The sequence below is a fragment of the Rhodococcus sp. IEGM 1406 genome (assembly GCF_030056745.1).
Classification (GTDB): Bacteria; Actinomycetota; Actinomycetes; order Mycobacteriales; family Mycobacteriaceae; genus Rhodococcus_F; species Rhodococcus_F erythropolis.
Genome location: NZ_JASHKO010000001.1, coordinates 1,502,499 through 1,521,476, shown reverse-complemented (window position 1 = coordinate 1,521,476; position 18,978 = coordinate 1,502,499). Strand labels below are relative to the sequence as shown.

Annotated in this window: 19 protein-coding genes; 6 read left to right on the top strand and 13 right to left on the bottom strand. The window is 62.1% G+C overall.

Annotated elements, in window-relative coordinates:
- Positions 1-6: 6 nt before the first annotated feature.
- A complete protein-coding gene (locus QM596_RS07360; RefSeq protein ID WP_003946343.1) occupies positions 7-324 on the bottom strand; it encodes a WhiB family transcriptional regulator in 318 nt (105 codons plus the stop codon).
- A 69-nt stretch (positions 325-393) separates the two neighbouring features.
- On the bottom strand, positions 394-624 hold the full coding sequence (locus tag QM596_RS07355) for a DUF3263 domain-containing protein (protein WP_020970382.1): 231 nt from the start codon (positions 622-624) through the stop codon (positions 394-396).
- Positions 625-818: 194 nt separating this feature from the next.
- Here QM596_RS07355 and QM596_RS07350 point away from each other — a divergent pair, with 194 nt between their 5' ends.
- Together QM596_RS07350 and QM596_RS07345 are read left to right on the top strand one after the other, a co-directional pair.
- Positions 819-2,006 (top strand): ROK family transcriptional regulator, encoded by a 1,188-nt coding sequence (locus tag QM596_RS07350; protein ID WP_021332277.1) that lies wholly within the window; start codon positions 819-821, stop codon positions 2,004-2,006.
- Between the two features lie 266 nt (positions 2,007-2,272).
- On the top strand, positions 2,273-3,574 hold the full coding sequence (locus tag QM596_RS07345) for an MFS transporter (RefSeq protein ID WP_019744796.1): 1,302 nt from the start codon (positions 2,273-2,275) through the stop codon (positions 3,572-3,574).
- 46 nt (positions 3,575-3,620) lie between these two features.
- Here the strand turns inward: QM596_RS07345 and QM596_RS07340 are convergent, their stop codons facing one another.
- The 9 genes from QM596_RS07340 to QM596_RS07300 all read right to left on the bottom strand — a co-directional run bounded on the left by QM596_RS07340 (position 3,621) and on the right by QM596_RS07300 (position 12,475).
- Entirely contained in the window at positions 3,621-4,421 is an 801-nt protein-coding gene (locus QM596_RS07340) for a crotonase/enoyl-CoA hydratase family protein (RefSeq protein WP_283308494.1), read from the bottom strand.
- Positions 4,422-4,486: 65 nt separating this feature from the next.
- Positions 4,487-5,440: an LLM class F420-dependent oxidoreductase gene (locus QM596_RS07335; protein ID WP_283308777.1), complete on the bottom strand. Its 954-nt coding sequence runs from the start codon at positions 5,438-5,440 to the stop codon at positions 4,487-4,489.
- Positions 5,441-5,501: 61 nt separating this feature from the next.
- Complete coding sequence (locus tag QM596_RS07330; RefSeq protein ID WP_019744799.1) at positions 5,502-5,903, bottom strand: nuclear transport factor 2 family protein; 402 nt, start codon at positions 5,901-5,903, stop codon at positions 5,502-5,504.
- A complete protein-coding gene (locus QM596_RS07325; RefSeq protein WP_020908682.1) occupies positions 5,900-7,621 on the bottom strand; it encodes a class I adenylate-forming enzyme family protein in 1,722 nt (573 codons plus the stop codon). Before QM596_RS07325 ends, QM596_RS07330 begins: the two co-directional genes overlap by 4 nt.
- A 13-nt stretch (positions 7,622-7,634) precedes the next feature.
- The gene (locus tag QM596_RS07320) at positions 7,635-8,918 is read right to left on the bottom strand and encodes an ABC transporter substrate-binding protein (RefSeq protein WP_020908683.1); all 1,284 of its coding nucleotides are present in this window, start codon (positions 8,916-8,918) and stop codon (positions 7,635-7,637) included.
- A 58-nt stretch (positions 8,919-8,976) separates the two neighbouring features.
- Entirely contained in the window at positions 8,977-10,065 is a 1,089-nt protein-coding gene (locus QM596_RS07315) for a branched-chain amino acid ABC transporter permease (RefSeq protein ID WP_019744802.1), read from the bottom strand.
- Positions 10,062-10,958 carry a branched-chain amino acid ABC transporter permease gene (locus tag QM596_RS07310; protein ID WP_019744803.1) on the bottom strand — a complete coding sequence of 299 codons (897 nt, stop codon included), beginning with the start codon at positions 10,956-10,958 and terminating at the stop codon, positions 10,062-10,064. The genes QM596_RS07315 and QM596_RS07310 overlap by 4 nt, the downstream gene beginning before the upstream one ends.
- A gap of 3 nt (positions 10,959-10,961) precedes the next feature.
- Positions 10,962-11,675, bottom strand: a complete 714-nt coding sequence (locus tag QM596_RS07305; protein ID WP_283308490.1) for an ABC transporter ATP-binding protein — start codon at positions 11,673-11,675, stop codon at positions 10,962-10,964.
- The gene (locus tag QM596_RS07300) at positions 11,672-12,475 is read right to left on the bottom strand and encodes an ABC transporter ATP-binding protein (RefSeq protein ID WP_020970389.1); all 804 of its coding nucleotides are present in this window, start codon (positions 12,473-12,475) and stop codon (positions 11,672-11,674) included. Before QM596_RS07300 ends, QM596_RS07305 begins: the two co-directional genes overlap by 4 nt.
- 114 nt (positions 12,476-12,589) lie before the next feature.
- Between QM596_RS07300 and QM596_RS07295 the strand changes: the two genes are divergently transcribed.
- Genes QM596_RS07295 through QM596_RS07280 form a run of 4 tightly spaced genes read left to right on the top strand, consistent with a single transcriptional unit; the run spans position 12,590 to position 16,621 of the window.
- Positions 12,590-13,177: a nuclear transport factor 2 family protein gene (locus tag QM596_RS07295; protein WP_283308489.1), complete on the top strand. Its 588-nt coding sequence runs from the start codon at positions 12,590-12,592 to the stop codon at positions 13,175-13,177.
- Positions 13,174-13,944: an SDR family oxidoreductase gene (locus QM596_RS07290; RefSeq protein ID WP_021332267.1), complete on the top strand. Its 771-nt coding sequence runs from the start codon at positions 13,174-13,176 to the stop codon at positions 13,942-13,944. Before QM596_RS07295 ends, QM596_RS07290 begins: the two co-directional genes overlap by 4 nt.
- The gene (locus QM596_RS07285) at positions 13,941-14,996 is read left to right on the top strand and encodes an NAD(P)H-dependent amine dehydrogenase family protein (protein ID WP_283308486.1); all 1,056 of its coding nucleotides are present in this window, start codon (positions 13,941-13,943) and stop codon (positions 14,994-14,996) included. Before QM596_RS07290 ends, QM596_RS07285 begins: the two co-directional genes overlap by 4 nt.
- The gene (locus QM596_RS07280; protein WP_283308485.1) at positions 14,993-16,621 is read left to right on the top strand and encodes a long-chain-fatty-acid--CoA ligase; all 1,629 of its coding nucleotides are present in this window, start codon (positions 14,993-14,995) and stop codon (positions 16,619-16,621) included. Before QM596_RS07285 ends, QM596_RS07280 begins: the two co-directional genes overlap by 4 nt.
- Positions 16,622-16,695: 74 nt before the next feature.
- Here the strand turns inward: QM596_RS07280 and QM596_RS07275 are convergent, their stop codons facing one another.
- Both QM596_RS07275 and QM596_RS07270 read right to left on the bottom strand, forming a co-directional pair.
- On the bottom strand, positions 16,696-17,427 hold the full coding sequence (locus QM596_RS07275) for a VOC family protein (protein WP_047890091.1): 732 nt from the start codon (positions 17,425-17,427) through the stop codon (positions 16,696-16,698).
- Positions 17,424-18,941, bottom strand: coding sequence for a carotenoid oxygenase family protein (locus QM596_RS07270; protein ID WP_019744811.1), 1,518 nt, complete (start codon positions 18,939-18,941; stop codon positions 17,424-17,426). Before QM596_RS07270 ends, QM596_RS07275 begins: the two co-directional genes overlap by 4 nt.
- Positions 18,942-18,978 lie beyond the last annotated feature (37 nt).

Below are 18,978 nucleotides of genomic sequence, written 5' to 3'. Positions count from 1 at the left end.
GGACCGTCAGCTCGCGTTGGCGACCGCGGGCATCCGGTTGCTGCGCTTACGCAGCGATCGCACATATTCTGCGCGCTCGGTCTCCGTCATTCCACCCCAGATGCCGTACGGCTCGTGGACGGAGAGTGCGTGTTCGCGGCACTGCTGGAGCACGGGGCACGTCGCGCAGACCTTCTTGGCGTTGCGTTCACGGTTCTCGCGAGCGTGTCCACGCTCGCCGTCCGGGTGGAAGTACACCGCGGAATCGTGCCCACGGCACGCTCCCTGCAGCTGCCAGTCCCACACTTCGGCGGTCGGGTACGGCATCGGAAGGTGCTTGTGCATGATGGCGACCTCAATTCCTTACTCGGGTGAAACGGATTCGGGTGACTCTGGGCTGACGCCGGGTCGGGCTTATCGACGCCTGGCCGATTGGCCGAGTCGATGTGCACAGACCGTTGCGAGTTCGCCGGTGACCGGCGGAGTCAGCGCTACGACGCCGTCGTCGAGAATTGCCTGCAGCCTGCGGAAATACTCGTCCGGGGCGAGGCCGAAGGTTACAAAGATCTCTTCGTCAGGTCCACCGTCGAACTGCTGCCACTTACGTGCGAACTCGACGATCTCTTGTGTATCGGTGCGGCTCATCAGGTTCTCCCCTGTTTGTGCGCCCTGCTTCACAGAAACTGCGACTCGTCTCCTCGGACGCCCGTGGCAGTGAGTCAAGACACAGACTATGCCTACTTCTGCTTTTTCACAAGACCTACTTACGTCTTTTTGTGGACAAAGTATGCAAACTTTCGCACGCTGAAGTTACCGACGAGGAATGCTTGAATAGGACAATGACCCGACCGTCCACGACTCCGGCTACCGCGGGAGAGGTATTCACGCTGATACGCAGCGGTTCCGCGACCACGCGCAGCGAGATCGGGAAGCTCACCGGCCTGTCCAGGACGGCGGTATCGGCCAGGGTTGCAGCACTTCAATCGCTTGGTTTGATCGCCGATGACGACGAGGGCCCGTCGACGGGCGGCCGGCCGCCGTCCACTCTCACCTTCGCGAACTCGTCCGGCGTGGTTCTCGTCGTGGCAATCGGTCGATCGCGGGCACAACTTGCCGTCACCGACCTGGCGGGCACGATCCTCGCCGCAGAAGACATCGACAAGTCGGTCGGGGTCGGCCCCGACGAACTGATGCCCGAAATTGCCGAGCATCTTTCGTCACTACTGGCCCAGGTCCAACGCGCGTCTACCGAGGTCATCGGAATCGGACTGAGCATTCCCGGAACGGTCGACGTCGCCGCGGGAGCGAGCCTCGACTCTCCGATGATGGCGGGATGGGACGGCGTCGCTCTTGCCCCCTATCTGGCATCGGTGACCACGGCGCCACTGTTCGCCGACAACGATGCCAACGTGATGGCCCTGGCCGAATTGAGCGAACGACGCGAGAGCGCGCCCAACCTCCTGATGATCAAGGCGTCAACCGGCCTCGGCGCAGGAATCGTCATGGGCGGAATCCTCCAACGCGGTTCACTCGGAGCGTCCGGCGAGATCGGGCATACCAAAACCGCTGCAGCGCGGGGCATGAAGTGTCGCTGCGGCGATGTCGGCTGCGTCGAAACCGTCGCCAGCGGTTGGGCTCTCGTGCACGCCCTCCGAGATCAGGGCCGAAGCGTCGGGCACGTGCGTGACGTCGTCCGCCTCGCCCTGGACGGCGACAGCGAAGCCCGCCGGCTCATCAGAAGCAGCGGCCGACTTATCGGCGACGTCATTTCCGGCGCGGTAAACCTCCTCAATCCCGAGGTCCTGATCATCGGCGGCGACATGGCCGAGGCAGACGAGCTCTTCCTCGCCGGACTTCGGGAGTCCGTCTACGGCAACGCAACGGCGCTTGCCACCCGAAAGCTTCAGATCGCTTCGGTCAGCCACGGCGCACAATCCGGGATCCTCGGTTGTGCGGTTCTCGTCCTCGACCATCTGCTCAGCGCCAGGGAAATCGATCTGCGGATCGCCGCGTCGCTCCACACCTGAGCAACTGATTTCCCGCATGCTCTGCACCAGATAATCAGACCTTTCCGGCACCCCTTGTGTTGACGCTCACACTTCTGCATAATTCATTACCTACCGATCATTCGGTTGCCAATATCGACAATGAGATCGCGCAGGAACGCTCCGAGTCAGCCACAAGCATGCACCGAGCACACCGGCAACGTCGCAGATCGAACAGCGTTTCTCCCCTGTTCCGACTTCGCAGTTCACCGCGCCGGTGAACCACGTGACTGGCAGAAAGTAGCTCGATGACCACAACCAGAACTGGCACCAAGCCCGCCGCGAAGGAGTACGACCGCGCCGCGATGGCGTCGATGGTCGGCACCACCGTCGAGTGGTACGACTTCTTCATCTACGCCCAAGCCGCAGCCCTGATCTTTGCCGACCTGTTCTTCAAGCCGATGGGCTCGGCAGGCCAGATCGTCTCCTACGTCACGGTCGGCATCAGCTTTGTCTTCCGTCCTCTCGGCGCCATCGTGGCCGGATATCTCGGCGACAGACTCGGCCGTAAACGTGTCCTGGTCGCGACGTTGGCGATGATGGGGGCCGCGACGGTTCTCATCGGCGCGCTGCCGACGTATGCCTCGATCGGGATCTGGGCGCCGATCCTGTTGATCCTTCTCAGAATCGTGCAGGGATTCTCGACGGGCGGCGAATGGGGTGGAGCTGCTCTTCTTGCCGTCGAACACGCACCCACCAAGCGTCGAGGATTCTTCGGAGCGTTCGTCCAGATGGGCGTACCGCTCGGAATGTTGCTCGCCACCGGCGTTTTGGCACTGTGCACGTTCACCCTCACGGACGAACAGTTCACCACCTGGGGATGGCGAGTGCCGTTCCTGCTCAGCGTCGTGCTGATCGGCGTCGGCTTCTACATTCGAAGCAAGGTCAGCGAGTCACCCGTGTTCGCCGAACTCAAGGAACGCCGCACCGAGAGCAACACGCCTATCCGAACTCTGTTCAAGAAACACCCGAAGCAAGTCGTACTCGCGGCCCTCTCCTTCATCGGCACAAACGGCAACGGCTACATGGTGATCGGCGGATTCATCGTCGCGTACGCAACCAAGACCTACGGCCTGGGTAAGACCGAACTACTGATTGCCACGCTCGCAAGTGCAGTCACGTGGGGCGTTTTCACCATGATCGGCGCTTACTGGTCGGATCGGCGCGGCCGCACCACGGTGATGAACGTCGGCAACCTCGCAATGATCCTCTTCGCGGTGCCGTTCTTCCTCCTCATCGACACCGGCAATCTCGGCTGGATCTACGTGGCGATGATCCTGTTCTCGGTCGGACTCGGACTGTCGTACGGACCTCAACCGGCATTGTTCGCCGAACTGTTCCCAGCTTCGATCCGTTACAGCGGCGCGTCGATCTCCTACGCCGTCGGCACCATTTTCGGCGGCGCCTTTGCTCCCACCGTCGCCCAATGGCTCCTCGGCAAGACCGGTGGCACTCTTGCCATCTCGATCTATCTCGCCCTGTTGGCCGCAGTGTCGTTCGTCGCCACGATGCTCATCAAGGACCGATCTGGACGAGATCTGATGGTGTAATCGGCCTGAATGAGAACGCCCCACGGCGACGCGATGCCGGAGTTTGTCAGCCGAACTTTCGAATGGCGAACTCCGGCAGCGTCTTTGCAGTATTCGCGGAGCGTACGATCTTGTGGTTCTTGCCTCTCATCAGCGCCAGTTGGATCCGCGATTCGATCCAGAACGCACCGCGTGGCGATCGGTTCCAGGTCTTGTGCAGCAACGTCTTCGTCGCTGCGACGGCGTCCGGCGAGCGAGTCGTGATCTGCGACAACAGTTCCTGCGCCGGTTTGATCGGATTGTCACTTACTCCGCTCACGAACCCCCACTCGAGAGCCTGATTTCCATCGAACAGTTCAGCAGTCATGGCGAGGCGTTTCACGACGTCCATCGCCGCGAGTTCGCGCATCGTGACCGTTCCGGTCATGTCGGGGATCAATCCCCACTTCGCCTCCATCACCGAGAACGTGCAATCAGGGGTGGTGAATCGAAAGTCTGCGGCGAGCGCCAATTGCAGTCCCCCGCCGAAGCAGTGGCCGTGAACGACCGCGATGACCGGCACGGGCAATTCGCGCCACACCCAGCACGCACGTTGAAAGAGGTTGGTCTTCTGACCGGGAAATTTCGCAAAGGCCTTGGCCATCCGGCTCGGCTGCTTGCCGGCAGAAGCGAAGTCCAATCCGGCCGAGAATGCGTCGCCCGCGCCTTGCAGAACCACGCCCCGGATCGAACGATCAGTTCTGATCGTTCGGGCCGCGTCCACCAGCGCGTCGAGCATGTCCAGATCGAGACCGTTGAGTTTCTCCGGCCGGTTCAGCGTCACGTACGCCACCGACTGCACTACCTCGACACGAACACGATCACTCACGGCAACTCCTTCGATTCGACATATCCCCGACGAACTTACCTGAGAGTAAGTTCGTCGGGGATTCGTCATACCATCTCGGCAAGAAGTTCCATCGTCACTTGCCCGGCCGGATCCGAATCAGTGGATGAAGGCACGGCCACGACGGTGTCCACGCCCACCGCTCGATACGCCTCGAGTTGCTCGCGCGCATCGGCCGCGGTTCCCACGATTCCCACCGTCGCGACCATCGCGTCCGAGACCTGACTCAAGATCTCTCGAGGCGCGGTCCCGGCCCTGGCTTCCTCGATCACGGATGCAAACCCTGCTCGCACGAACATGTCCGAGTACCCGGGGGCAGCGAGATACGGCACAAGCCCACGTCTGAGCTGATCGATCGACATCTGAGTTGGGCCTTCGGTTGCCACGGCCGCCGGCGCCCAAACCGACACCTGGGGCATTGGCGTTTCCATTTCAGCCGCGATTTCCTTGCACCGTGCGATCAGGCGCCCCGCTTGCTCCGGGCTGACCAGATTGAGCACCAGTTCGTCGCCCAACTCCACCGCGGCGCGAAGGGCCTTGTCTCCGAAAGCTGCAACGATCAGCCGCCCACCCGGCGGCTGAAGTCGCAGCCGATATCCGCTGGTCCGCATCACCGTTCCGGCGACTTCGCCCCGCTCGCCGTTCATGAGCGCTCGCACACCGCGGGCGGACTCCGCGAGTGCACGTGCTGCCCCGGATCTGCTTCGCCCATGCCATTTTTCGACCACGACAGCGCTGGACGTGCCCAACGCTATCGACACGTGACGCCCGGTCAGGTCGGCTACCGACGCCGCCCCGATCGCGATCATCGCCGGATCACGAACCGTCACCGCAAGCGGGCCGACCACCAACTCGGAGTGCTCGAAGCCGGCGCCGACTGACGTCGCCAGAGCAAAGGCGTCGTACGTCGCCATCTCCCCCACCCACACTCGGCCGAACCCCAGTTTGTCGGCGAGGCGTGCAGTAGTGGTCACCTCCCGCGGCGGACGGTCCTGCCACAAACCCAAGGAGATGTCGATCGTCGGCAGTCGGCTCCTCGAAATCCCGCTTTTCGAAATCCCGCTATTCGAAATCGGAGACAAGACCCATTCCCTTCAAGAGTGTCGGACGGTCGTAGTACTCGAGCCACTCTGTGACCAGCCCGTCTGCCATGCTGAGGATTCCGACAACAGGAACGACGCCGTGGGTCCCGTCGAAGTGGAAATCGTCCACTCGCTGTACAAAAACCCTGCCGTCGATCACGCCGAGCGACTCGATCTTCAGAGTGATCCGTTCACACTTGCTTGCCAGCAATGCAATTCGGCCCGCTACAGCCTCCTTGCCGACAAGAGGTTCCTGCATCACGCTGTGGAGCACACCGTCTTCGGCGAACAGATCGACGACGCGTGCCCAGTCCATGACGTCCCACGCCTGGAACATCTCACGCGCCAACGCAAGCTTGTCACTGTCGTTCATCACACTCATGCCACACTCTTCTGTCGAAGCTCACGCTTGAGGATCTTTCCGGTCGAATTGCGCGGCAGTTCTTTCCGAATCTCCAGCCGCTCGGGAAGTTTGTACGACGCGATGCGCTTGTCCTTCAGGAACGCAACCAGAGCATCGAGTTCGAGTTCCGTCTCGGGTCGAAGTGTCACCACTGCTGCGACGCGCTCACCGAGCACTTCGTCGGGGTCGCCGATGACGGCCACGTCCGCGACGGCCGGATGCTCGGCGATCAACCCCTCCAATTCGGCCGGAGCGATGTTCATTCCACCGCGGATCACCAGGTCCTTGCCGCGATCCAGGTAGCGGAGGAATTGTCCGTGATCACCGGCAATCTCGAAGATATCTCCGGTGCACAGGAATCCGCGCTCGTCGAACGGTGACGGTCGATCGCCGAGATAGCCGGCAAAGACCGTCGGTCCGCTGATTCGCAACTCACCCGGGTGCCCGACTTCGGTGATGTCCTCGCCGGTGACCACGTCGACCAGGCGAACGTCCATCCAGTCCGAGATCCTGGTGCTCCAGCGAAAGTTCTCGACACCGAAACGAGGGAAGTACCGTGCGCGGTCGTCCGGATCCGGCATGTCCGCAGGCGAGGAGAGCAGACTGATGCCTTCGTTGGATCCGAAGAAGTTGATGACTCCGATTCCATATCGCTCCTGCCATCCCCGCACCATCGGAGGTTGCAGTGGCACAGAACCCGAACCGATCCGCGTCAAGCTCGACAGATCGACCGCCGCGAGCATCGACTCGTCGGCAAGCAGCATCCACAACAGAGCAGGCGGCGCTACCGTGTATGTCACTCGCTCGGCCTCGATCTGCCCGAGGAACACTCGAAGGTCGAACGGGTGGTGCTGTACCAGTACACATCCCGTGCGGAGCCAGGGCAGGAACATTCCGTTGATTCCGGCCATGTTGACCATCGGGAACGGGTTAAGCAGGACGTCGTCGACGACGATGTCGGGAGCATCGATCGTGGCCCAGCAGATGGCCAGCCACTCGTAGTGCGAACGTGGGACCCCCTTCGGCTCGCTTTCGGTTCCGGAGGTCCAACAGATCGTCATCGCGTCGTTGGGGTCGTTCGGATCTTCGGTGTTTCGTCTGTCCAGAGCACTTCGCTGCGATTCGGTGGCTGCGCGAGGACTCAGCCCCACGACGCCGGTGGGAAGCTCAGCCGGAAGCTCTGATTCGGGAGCGTAGACGAATACCGATCTCAGAGAGGCAATCCGGGATCTGATTGCAGCGATCTCCGTAGCCGGGAATCTGTCGCCGAAGCTGGGCACGGTGACAAATGCTGCAAACGCCGCCTGGTTGGCCATTCCTTCCACTTCACGTTCGCGGTACTGCATGGGCAAGGGTGAGACCACGATCCCCAGCGACCACGCTGCAAGGTAGACCTCGACCAGTTCGACGGTGTTAGGCATCTGAACGCCCAGAACGTCTCCCCGGCCCAAGCCTGCCTCGGTGAAGCGCGCAGCGAGCGAGATGACTTCGCTCTCCAGTTCGTTCCAACTGAGGCGTCGTGGATCTCCGCCGGACAACTCGCTGCGGTTCGCCGGATCAACTACGGCAAGCTCGTCCCCTCGGGTCCGCACCTGCACCCGGAACACGTGATCGATCGTCTCGTCGGACCACCACCCTTTCGAGGTGTATTCGTCCACCTTGACGCGAGGATGCAATCCCCTGTGTGTCTTGTTCATTCGCGCACTCGATTCAGTTCTCGTAACGGCCGGAAATGTCGATCACGTCGCCCTGCTTCTCGAACGCCTGAGTAGCGGCATTCCACTCGAACGGCTGAAAGGCCAGGATTCCCAACGCATGGTCCGCGGTCATCGTGAACTTGATTCCGTCGATGAACATCGGCGGGTGGTAGTCCTGCGTTCGCGCGGCACTCATGATGGTGGCACGTGAGAGTCCGTCGGATGACTGAGAGGCCCGAGTGAAGTTGTCCACCAACAGGTCACCGATGGCCCAGCCGTTCACGGTGTAGCTGTTGGTCGGGGAATCTGCACCGTGAGCCGCTGCACCGGCGAGATAGTCGCGCACCGCCGCGTCGTCCTTGTAGAGAGCGTTGTTGGGATCCTTGAGCCACACCATCACCTGCTGCCCGTCGGCAGCATCACCGGCGGGTGCATACAGGGTCGCACCGTCGACGCAGTTCGACGGCTGAATCACGGTGTCGGGCTTCCATCCGACACGTCCGATCGCCTGAGTGATCGCGAGGCAGTCGGTAGTGACACCGGCGACCACCAAAACCTCGGCGCCGCTGGCCTTGAGAGTCGAAGCCGCCGTCTTGGGGTCGGTCAGCGCCTCCTCCGCCGCGATCTCGAAGTTGGTTCCTTCGATCGCGGACTTGAAGCCGTTGGCGATTCCCTGTCCGGACTCGGTCTGGTTCGTGGCCAGTGCGACCTTGGCGCCGTTCGGATACTTCTTCTTCAAGCTCTCGACCACTACCTCCATCTCGACGCCCGGATCCGGTAGATACTCCGTGGTCCACGGGAAGTCTTCGATGACCCGGAACTCGGGCATGCCTGCCTGCGCGAAGAGCAACGGCACGCAGGCAGTGGTCTGATCGTCCGCGATGGCGTTCAACTGCCCGGCCCCGAAGGTGCCCAGAACGTCGACCTTGTCCTTCTGAATGAACTCTCCGACGTTGGCTTTGGCGCGCTCCGGGGAGAATGCATCGTCCTTGACCACGACGTCGAGCTTGACGCCGCCGACGCCGCCGGCCGCGTTCTCCACCTCGAACCGTGCTCGCATTCCTTCGATCACGTTGCCGACGGCATCGGCGAGCGGGCCTGACGTCGGCCCACTCCATCCCACCGTAAGTTTGTCGGTGATCGGCGCTGCGGCACCGCTGGGATCACTGCAGTCGTCGACCGATACTGCGCCGGCCGATGTCGACGTGTTGCTCTCTGCGTCGGAGCTACCTCCGCAGGCCGAAAGGAGTAGTGCCGCAGCGGCGATGACTGCGGGAATCGTGGTCTGCCTTTTCATATCGTCCAGTTCCTTGCTGTGAGTTGAGGGAAACGAGAGTGGGCGAGGGAGACGGCGCTCAGGTGCGAGGTTCACCCTCGCGATACTTGGGATGATCTGCGGGAACCACGAGGACGAACCGTCGGAGCACGCTGTTGATCCGTCCGACGATTCCGTCCGGCATCAAGAACACGATCGCGATCAGCACCGCGCCGAACACCACTCCCGACACGGGGCCGTCGGTGACGCTTCCGGTGTAGTACGGCAAGAACACCACTGCCGTTGCCCCAACGATCGGGCCGAATTGGGTTGCGATTCCGCCCAACACCAGTCCGGTGATGAACTCGATCGACTTCATCAGCGAGAAGGATTCGGGTGAGAGCGCGCCGATGTACATCGTGAACAGTGAACCTGCCAGGCCCGTGATCGCGCCGGAAAGCCCGAAAGCGAGAATCTTGACCCGCGCGACGTTGATGCCATTTGCGCTCGCCGCGATCTCGTTGTCACGCACCGCGACCATAGCCAGACCGAATCGACTCTTGACGAGATTGCGAATCAGGAGCATGACGATCGCCAGAGTCACCACCGACACCCAAAAGATCCAGAGGTAGGTGTCGGCTCGGGTCAGACCCGTCCATTTCGGCGGAACGAGCAGATTTGCGCGAACCACCATTCCGGCGGCACCACCGGTCAGATCCCCGGTCTTGCGGATCACCTCGGGAAATGCAACAGCGACGGCGAGTGTCACGAGAGCGAGATACAGCCCCTTGATCCGCAACGAGGGAAGACCGACGAGAAGCCCTAGTACAAAACACAATACGACCGCCATCGGGATCGTGGTCAACGGCGAGTATCCGCGATCGACGATCAGAACGCCGGTCGTGTACGCGCCCAGGCCGAAGAAGGCAGAATGGCCGATCGACAGAAGTCCGGTGTATCCGCTGACGATATTGAGTCCCGCAATGGCAATCGCGATGATGAAGACGCTCGTGAACTGCCCCACGCGAAACGGCGCGCTCTGTGACGCGAGAAGCAACGCACACACGGCAGCCACCAGCAGAACCAACTGGAGTATCCGGTACGACGTCGATCCGGCGACCACTACCCGCGGTCGCCTGACTGCCTTTTCGGCGACGGTGGGTTCATTTCTCTCGGCAAGCGTCGTCATACCCGCTCCAGTTTCTTGGTACCGAACAGTCCATTGGGTCTGACGAAGAGGATCACCACGATGATCAACAGGGCGGATGTCTGCTGCAGCGAGCCGCCGATGACCGAAATGTAGCCGCTGAGCATCGATTCCAGGACACCGATCGTCAACCCGCCGACCACGGCGCCGACGAGACTGTCCAGGCCGCCGAACAGCGCTGCGGCGGATGCTGCGATGAAGATCGGGAACATGGTCGTGAGACCGAGTTGTTGCGGCGAGAGCGGAGTGACCAGGACACCGGCCAGGGCACCGATGGCAGCTGCTACTCCCCAACCGATTGCGAGTATCCGGCTGGTCGGAACTCCGGCGAGAGTGGCAGATTCGGCATTGTCCGCGACGGCACGCATGTGCAGACCGACTCTCGTCTTGCGAAAGAGCAAGGACATCAACACAAGTAGGACAACGAGCGCCACCAGTACGCCCAGTGCGTCGCCGTACACGCGCGCACCGCCCACCGAGATGTAGTCGGTCGGACCGTTGGGGAACGGGCTCGGCATGATCTTCGTATCGCTCCCCCACAGCATTCCGGCCAACGAGTTGAGCCCGGTGAACAATCCCAGTGCCACGATCAGCACCGCCATGTCGCTTCGACGCTGAACCGGACGGATGAGCAGACGCTCCATCAATGCTCCGAGCAGGAACCCCAAAGCCAGGGCCGCTCCGATCGCCGACCAGATCGGCCAGGACATCGTCGTCAGCCACCAGGCGACAAAGGTTGTGAACAGGGCCAACTCGCCCTGAGCGAAGTTGATCGTGCCGGTGGCGCGAAACACCACCACTAGTGCCAGCGCGAGAATTGCGTAGATCGACCCATTGGTCAATCCGGAGATGAGTCGTTCGAGAAAGAGTGTCACCGTTTACTCCTGGTACCCGAGGTAAGCGCTGCGCACGACGTCGTCGGAACGAAATTCCTCGGGCGTTCCGGCAGCGACGATGGTGCCTACGTCGAGCAGGAAGACCTTCGACGCGAGTTTCATCGCGAGATCGGCGTTCTGTTCCACGATCAGCAGTGCAGTTCCGTCGCTGCGGTTGATCGCACCGAGCGTGTCGAACAATTCGGCGATGACGATGGGCGCCAGCCCCAGGCTCGGTTCGTCGCACAAAAGAAGGGTGGGACGGCTCATCAATGCCCGTGCGACCGCGAGCATCTGCTGTTCACCGCCTGACAGCGAACCGGCCAACTGTGTGGACCTCCCCGCGAGCACGGGGAATGTCTCACACCACCGCTCGATGTCGGCTTCGATCTCCGCCTTGTCCTTACGAAGGGCAGCGCCGACGAGCAGGTTGTCACGCACCGACAGTTGACCGAGAGTTCCGCGGCCCTGTGGGACAAGGCTGACGCCGGCGGCCACGGCGCGTTCAGGTTTGGATCCCAACGGCGAACCGTTGAAGGTGATCGTTCCCTGATGCGGGATCAATCCGGCAAGCGCGCGCATCATGGTGGTCTTGCCTGCACCGTTCGCGCCGAGAACGACAGCGACCCCGCCGGGTTCCACGTCGAGCGAAATCCCGTGCAGTACATTGCCTCGCCCGTAACCGGCATGCAGATCGTCGACGCTCAGCAGGGTCATGCCGCACGCCCCAGATATGCGTTGATCACGGCGTCGTCCTGCTGGATCTCCGCCGGGGTTCCCTGGGCAATTTTGTGGCCGAAGTTCAGGGCGACAACGTGATCGGAGATCCCGAGCACCAATCCCATGTGGTGTTCGACCAGAAGCGCGCCGAAGCCGAAGTCGTCGCGGAGCGAGACGATCAGTTCTCCCAGTTCTTTGACTTCACTGTGCGTGAGCCCGCCGGCAGGTTCGTCCAGCAGAAGCAGCGAGGGCTCGGACATCAATGCCCGTGCCAGTTCGACACGCTTGAGAGTTCCGAACGGTAGACCGGACGCGGGTGCATTCGCGACGTCGACGAGTTCGAGACGTTCGAGCAGGTACCAGGCCTTCTCTCGAAGTTCTCGGACTCGGGCACGCGCCGGAGGCAGGCCGAGAAGCCCACTCGCGAGCCCGAAGCGACCTCGCGACGATCCACCGACCATGGTGTTGTCGAAGACACTCATGCCGCCGAACAGCGCGAGATTCTGAAAAGTTCGAGCGATTCCTGCAGATGCCAACGCATAGGGACGCAATCCCAACAGGTCGGTTCCTTGCCAGGTGATGACACCGCGACTCGGTTCGTAAATCCTTGTGATGCAGTTGAACAGCGTGGTCTTACCAGCGCCGTTCGGCCCGATGAGTCCGCAGATCTGTCCCGCGCGGACGTCGAAGCCGACGGCGTCGAGAGCCGTGACTCCGCCGAATTCGATCGACACATCGGAAAGCGTGAGTACGACCGGTGCATTCCCAGGTTGTGCGGGTGGTGTGTTTCCAAGCATTGGTTTCACCTCCTCGTGACACTTCAATTAACAGTGTGATAGAGATTACTACAGTAAGCAGAGGCACTCCGTCAACGTGCGGCCCCCGATCCGGAGCCGAGAAGGGACATCATCGTGAGGTCCAACAACATTCACGCAGTCGACAGCGGCGGGGGCCCAGACGTCAGGGACTACAGCCCGGTCGACGCTCTCGTCGCCAAGCAGAAAATCTACGAGGTTCTGGCTCGTTTCCTCCGAGCCGCAGACCGCGGCGACGTCGAGGACGCCAGGCGGTGTTATCTGCCCGGCGCAACCGAAGACCACGGGGGTGTCTTCACCGGCACCGCCGACGACTACATCGACCACATCGCCGGGGCCATCACCCACCCACGGTCGCTGACCACCCACGCAATGACCAACGTCTTGGTCGAACTCGACGGGGATACAGCACTCGTCGAGTCGTACGTGCTTGCCTTCGCACGAATCAAGACCTCGGACGGCATAGCCGACACACTCACCGCGGCGCGCCTGATCGACCGCTTCGGTTTCGAGGACGGCAGGTGGGGAATCCGCCACCGCGCACTGCGGTGGGACTGGAACCACGACATGGCCACAGCCGAAGGCTGGATCTTCGGGATGCTCGCGCCTGAAACGTCATTGAAGAAGAGCAAGAAATTCCCCGACGACCTCATCTACACCCGACAGACACAGGAGAACTCATGACAACCTTTCGCGGAACTCCGGTCGAGGGTGCGACCGTCCTCGTCACCGGCGCCAATCGAGGCCTCGGGTTGGCCTTCGTCCAACAGGCGAAGTTGATGGGCGCAGCCAAAATCTATGCGGGGGTGAGAAATCCCGACGAGGTGCCGGCCGAGCTCCGAGCCACCGGTGCGCACATCGTCGAACTCGACGTCACCGATCCAGGACTCGTCGACACTGCCGCCGGGGCGTGCGGTGACACCTCGGTCGTCGTCAACAACGCCGGGCTGTTCACCGGGAATCGGCTGATCGAGGCCGACGACCGAGAGGCCGCTCGCGCCGAGATGGAGGTCAACTACTTCGGACCGCTGACGATGATCCGAGCCTTCGCGCCGGTCCTCGCCGCCCGCGGCGGTGGATCGATAGTCAACGTCTTGTCAGTCGCCGCAATCGCACCAACCGCCTTCATGGGCGGCTATTCACCGGCCAAGGCGGCTGCTCTGTCGCTCGGCGGCATCGCCCGTGCCGAACTCGAACCGCACGGCATCACCGTCACCTCGTTGATCGTCGGCAGTGTCGACACCCGCATGGCTTCACACGTGCAGGGCCACAAGGAAAATCCCCTCGACATCGCCGCGACCGGACTCGCCGCCATGCAACGCGGCGAGTGGACGTGCGACACCGATTTCATGGCAATCGACGCCCGTGCGCGTCTGGCTCGAGACCCGATTCGGTACGAACGCGGACTGGGCAAGCTCCTCTTCGCCGGCGAACTGACCACTCGATCATGAGCGATCCGATTCGTGTTGCCCAGTGGGCGACCGGCGCCATCGGCAAGACCGCGCTTCGCGGAATCATCGATCGTCCCGACCTCGAGTTGGTCGGCCTGTACGTCTACAGCGACGCCAAGGCCGGGCGCGATGCCGGCGACATAGCCAGACGCGCACCGACGGGCGTGATCGCCACACGAGACGTGGACGAGATCATCCGCTCGCGCCCCCAGGTTCTCATCCACAGTCCGCGTTTGCAGATTCCGTACGAACGCCACGACGACGATTTGTGCCGTCTGCTTCGCGCCGGGATCAACGTGATCACGACGGCCGGGCAGCACTTCCCCCGCGCACACGGCACCGAGCGCGAGCACATGTTCGCCCAAGCATGTAAGGAAGGCGATTCGACGCTCTTCGGTGTCGGAGTGAGCCCGGGCGTCATCGGTGAGCGATTGGCATTGGCTCTGACGGGAACATCGATCGAACTGGACCGCATCACGATCTACGAGGTGCTCGACGCTCGCGGCATGCCTGACCCCGACTTCGCGTTCACCGTCATGGGAATGGGTTCGCCCCCGGAGGAACTCGACGGAACCGGGCCGTTGCCCTCGCTGTACGCGTCGCTGTATCTGGAGACCATCGCGTTCATGTGCGAACGTCTGGGGATCACCTACGACGAGGTCGTATCCGATCACAGGGTCGTTGCGGCGCGAACGGATCTCGACGTGGCCGCCGGACGCATCGCCGCCGGAACCGTCGGAACCACCGAATGGCGCTGGCACGCAATGGTCGACGGAATGCAGTTCCTCACTCTGGCCATCATCTGGACCATGGAACCCGATCGTGAGGAATACGCGGGGCGCGATCAGTGGGAAGTCCACCTGTACGGCAAACCCGAGATCGTGATGACCGTCAACCTCGTCGAACCACAAGATCCGAACAGCCGGACAACCGCCGGTCAGTTCATCACTGCGGGCCCGGCACTGCGCGCCGTCGAGCATGTACTCGCCGCTCCCACCGGCATTTTCGAACCCCCTGTCTTTGCCCCCTTCAGATTGGAGCATTCAGCATGACCACTCAGCCGACGGCCGTAGGTTCGACTGCCACCCGTGAACCCGCCACCCGCGAACCTTCTGTGAACGCGCTCCTACCCGATGGTCGCCCCGTGCAGAATCTCGAAGACTTGCTGCGCAGCCGGGCGATTGCCAGTCCGGAGAGCACCGCCGTCATCTCCGATGACGGCCGTACCAGTTTCCGCAAGCTGGACATCGAAGCAAATCGTGTCGCGAATGCACTTCTACGCGATGGTGTTCGAACAGGTGACCGGGTGGCGTACATCGGCGCCAATGCACCGTCTTTCCTCTCCGTCCTGTACGGATCTTCGAAGATGGGCTCGATTCTGACGGCCGTCAACAATCGGCTGGCACCGGGCGAGGTCGACTACATCCTGAGCAACAGCGAGCCGACCGTCGTCGTACTCGGAGCAGGCGATGAGGGCCTCTCCGACGTCGCCGCGGCGGTCGGTAGCGTCCGGACCGTCGTCACGGTGGACGGTTCCGCAAACTCGGTCTCGTGGAACGACTGGCTCTCCGGTGCAGGGGACGACGACCCAGGAGTGTCACGCCTTCCCGACGATACCGCGCTGATCTTCTACTCGTCGGGAACCACCGGCCACCCCAAGGGAATCGAACTCACCGGCGCGAACCTCGGCCGCGCCCTCGCGACCATGTATCACCTGCTCGATCTCGACACCGATTCCGTGGCCATGTGCCCGGTCCCGTTCTTCCATGTGGCGGGGCTGGGTCTCGCTCTCGTCACGACGCTCGGCGGTGGCGCTCTACTTCTCAAGACCATCGCCGGTCCGCTGGAGCTGGTGGCGCTGATGCAGGAGTACCGGGTGACTCATGCGGTCGCTGTTCCCGCGGTGATCAGCGTCCTCACCTCCCTTCCTGCTGTACGCGAGGCGGATTGGAGTGCCCTGCAGTTCCTGGTCTACGGAGCGGCGCCCATGCCGCTACCCCTGTTACAGGACGCCACCAAGGTTTTCGGATGCAGTTTCCTGCAGGCCTACGGACTCACCGAGTCGACTGGCGGCGTCACCATGCTGACCCCCGAAGATCATCGGGCGACCGACGAGTCGACCGCGCATCGGTTGAAGTCCGTCGGGCAACCGATGTTCGGCGTATCCATCCGCATCGTCGATCCCGTGACGCTCGACGACGTCCCGGTCGGTACCCGCGGCGAGGTGGTCATCGGCGGCGCTCACGTCATGAGGCGCTACTGGCGCAACGAGGCAGCCACTGCGGCCACCATGTTGGACGGCGACTGGCTCCGAACAGGAGACGGCGGATCGTTCGACGAGGACGGGTATCTCTACCTCCACGACCGCCTCAAGGACATGATCGTCTCCGGCGGTGAGAACGTCTATCCCGCCGAGGTGGAGAGCGTTCTCTCCGGCCACCCCGACATCCGGGAGGTCGCGGTAGTCGGCGTTCACTCCGATCGGTGGGGTGAGACTCCCATTGCGGTGGTCGTTCGTTCCGGCGATTCGGCTGTCACCGAAGCGGAGATCATCGAGTGGTCACGCGAGCGACTGGCGCACTTCAAGTGCCCCAGTGCAGTTCAGTTCATCGAGGAACTGCCACGCAACGCGAGTGGGAAGCTTCTCAAGACTCGTCTGCGACAGGACTTCGCTTGAGTCCATGACAAGAATTCGGGGCCGGTCGCGTTGAGCGATCGGCCCCGATTTCTGTCGTTCGATGTGAAGCTCGCTCAGCCTGGGTGAATCCGGAATTCGACGCCGCCGACGATCAGGCCGGGCTCGACGGTGTTCGCTCCGATCGACGCCGCCAGATCGACCGCACTGAGCATCGACCGCTCGCCCGGAACGAACGACACGGCGCGCGACCCCAGCGCAATCGAGAGTGATCGCGCCGAATCCAGTTTCTTGCCGAACACTTCGGCCCACAGCGCCGCCGTCTTGGCCGGATCGGGAGAGGACACGTCGACGCCGAGAATGTCGTCGACCCGTGGATCGAGTGAAACCTCCTTCTCCGTCTGGTCCCAGAACCACTCGTCGGCGTCGGGAATCTCGTCGAGTTCTACGAGCAGTCCGAGATCACCGGGATGAAGTTGGACGATCCGGTGACCGTAGGCCTCGAGATCGGCCACCGTCCGAACATCGGCCGCAGCTGCACGTTCCAGATAGGGCTCGATGTTCGAAACCTGGATCGAGAGTGCATAGCCGCCCTCCCCTCCGCCCTTGCGGATCCATCTCGCCAGCGAGACCGTCTCGTCGAGCGGTGCGACGATCTCGAGAAATGCCTGCGGCCCGACGGCCAAGGTCTCGTCGGCCAAACCGATGTCTTCGAGCAGCGGATCTGCGAATCCTGGTGCCAGATTCAACGCTTCACGTAATTGTTGACCGGTCTTGTCCAGGTCTCGTGCACCGATCACCACCTGCCGCAGGATCTCCCACGTGCCCGCGTCGTGCGTGCCCGTCACAGTCCGACCGCTTCGGCTGCGGTGTCGGCACTCTGCCAGCGTCGGAGCTCGGCACCCGGCGCCCACGTCGAGTGGGTGCCACTCGAAATCCGTTCGGGAAGGCGAAGTTTGCACAATGGCCCGTCTCCGACGCGGGCAGCGTCGAAGATCAGGCAGAAGGACGCGTCCTCGTTCATGTCGGTGGTCAACGTGATGAGATAGCCGTCGTCTTCGGCGGTACCACCCACGCGTGGTGCCATCGAGGTCTCGCTTCCATACACGCCGTCACCGAAGGAGAATCGTTCCTCGTTCCCCGTCAGCAGGTCGTGCTTGACCAAGCCGTCGAACAGGAACCACGACGGCTTACCAGAAGCCGCATAGGCGTATCGGTACTTCTCACCCGCGAAATTGCCGTTCATCATGCCGAATTCGGTGATCGAGTCACTGAGTTGCTCTTCACGCGTGGCTCCGGTGACCAGGTTCAGACGCCAGCGGTGAAGCCGGGTCTGCATGCGATCGAGAGCGAGGAAACGGAAGGCGCGCTCCCACTGATTGCCCATACCGTTGTCCGACGGCTCCGGATCACCCTGGTAGAAACCGTCCAGAACAATCTCGTCCCCCTCTTCGTAGGCGTTCACGAAGTGCAGGACGTAGGTCGGATCGGCCTCGAACCACTTGATGTCAGCGGTGTTTCCGCGGCGTGGGATGACTCCGAGACGGAGCGGGATATCGGGATGGAAATTCGCGACGTGCGCGCCCTTCTCCAGTAGAACCGGATCCCAGAACAAGGGGCAGTCGTTGAGGATCGCGTAGTTCTCCGTGAAGGCCATGTCGTGTGGCAACCGTGGACCGGGAAGCGGGACGTCGACGTAGTGGACCAACTCGTTGGCCGAGTCCACGACGCCGTAGTGCATGTACGGCGCTTCCTTGCTGTAGTTGAAGAACAGCATTTCTCCGGTCTTGTCGTCCACCTTCGGATGCGCGGACACACCCCATTCGAAGGGGAACTTGCCGTTCCAGCTTTCCTTTCCGAGTGTCTCCGCCGACATCGGATCGAGACGATACAGATCTCCGCACTGGTAGAAGCTGGTGAGAGCAGTCCCCCGGTGAACGACGACGTCGGTGCTGGACGCGTCCTTCATCCGGGTGCGCGCACCCTTGCCGCCCTCGGGGCGACTGAGTTTGGGAGACTCGGCGAGTCCGGCCCACAAGGCGCCGCCGGCATCCTGCTCGGCCGCCAACCCGTCAGTCCGTACGAATCGATTGCGGTAGAACGACTCTCCGTCACGAAAGCCCACGATGTGAATCATTCCGTCGCCGTCGAAGGGATGATAAGCCTTCATCGAGGGATGGAGCGGATTCTCGGTGTTGCGCAGGTAGACACCGTCGAGGTCTTTCGGAACCTCACCGAATACGACTTCGAGGTTGTCCGCTTTGAACTCGGTGGTCTGGGGTTGCCACGGGCCGGTGCGATACGGGTGATCGTCATCGGCGGGAAGGGTGGACAACAACTTGCCTACGATTTCGACGTCCATGGAATTCTCTTTTCGACTGATGGGGAAAGGCTGGGCT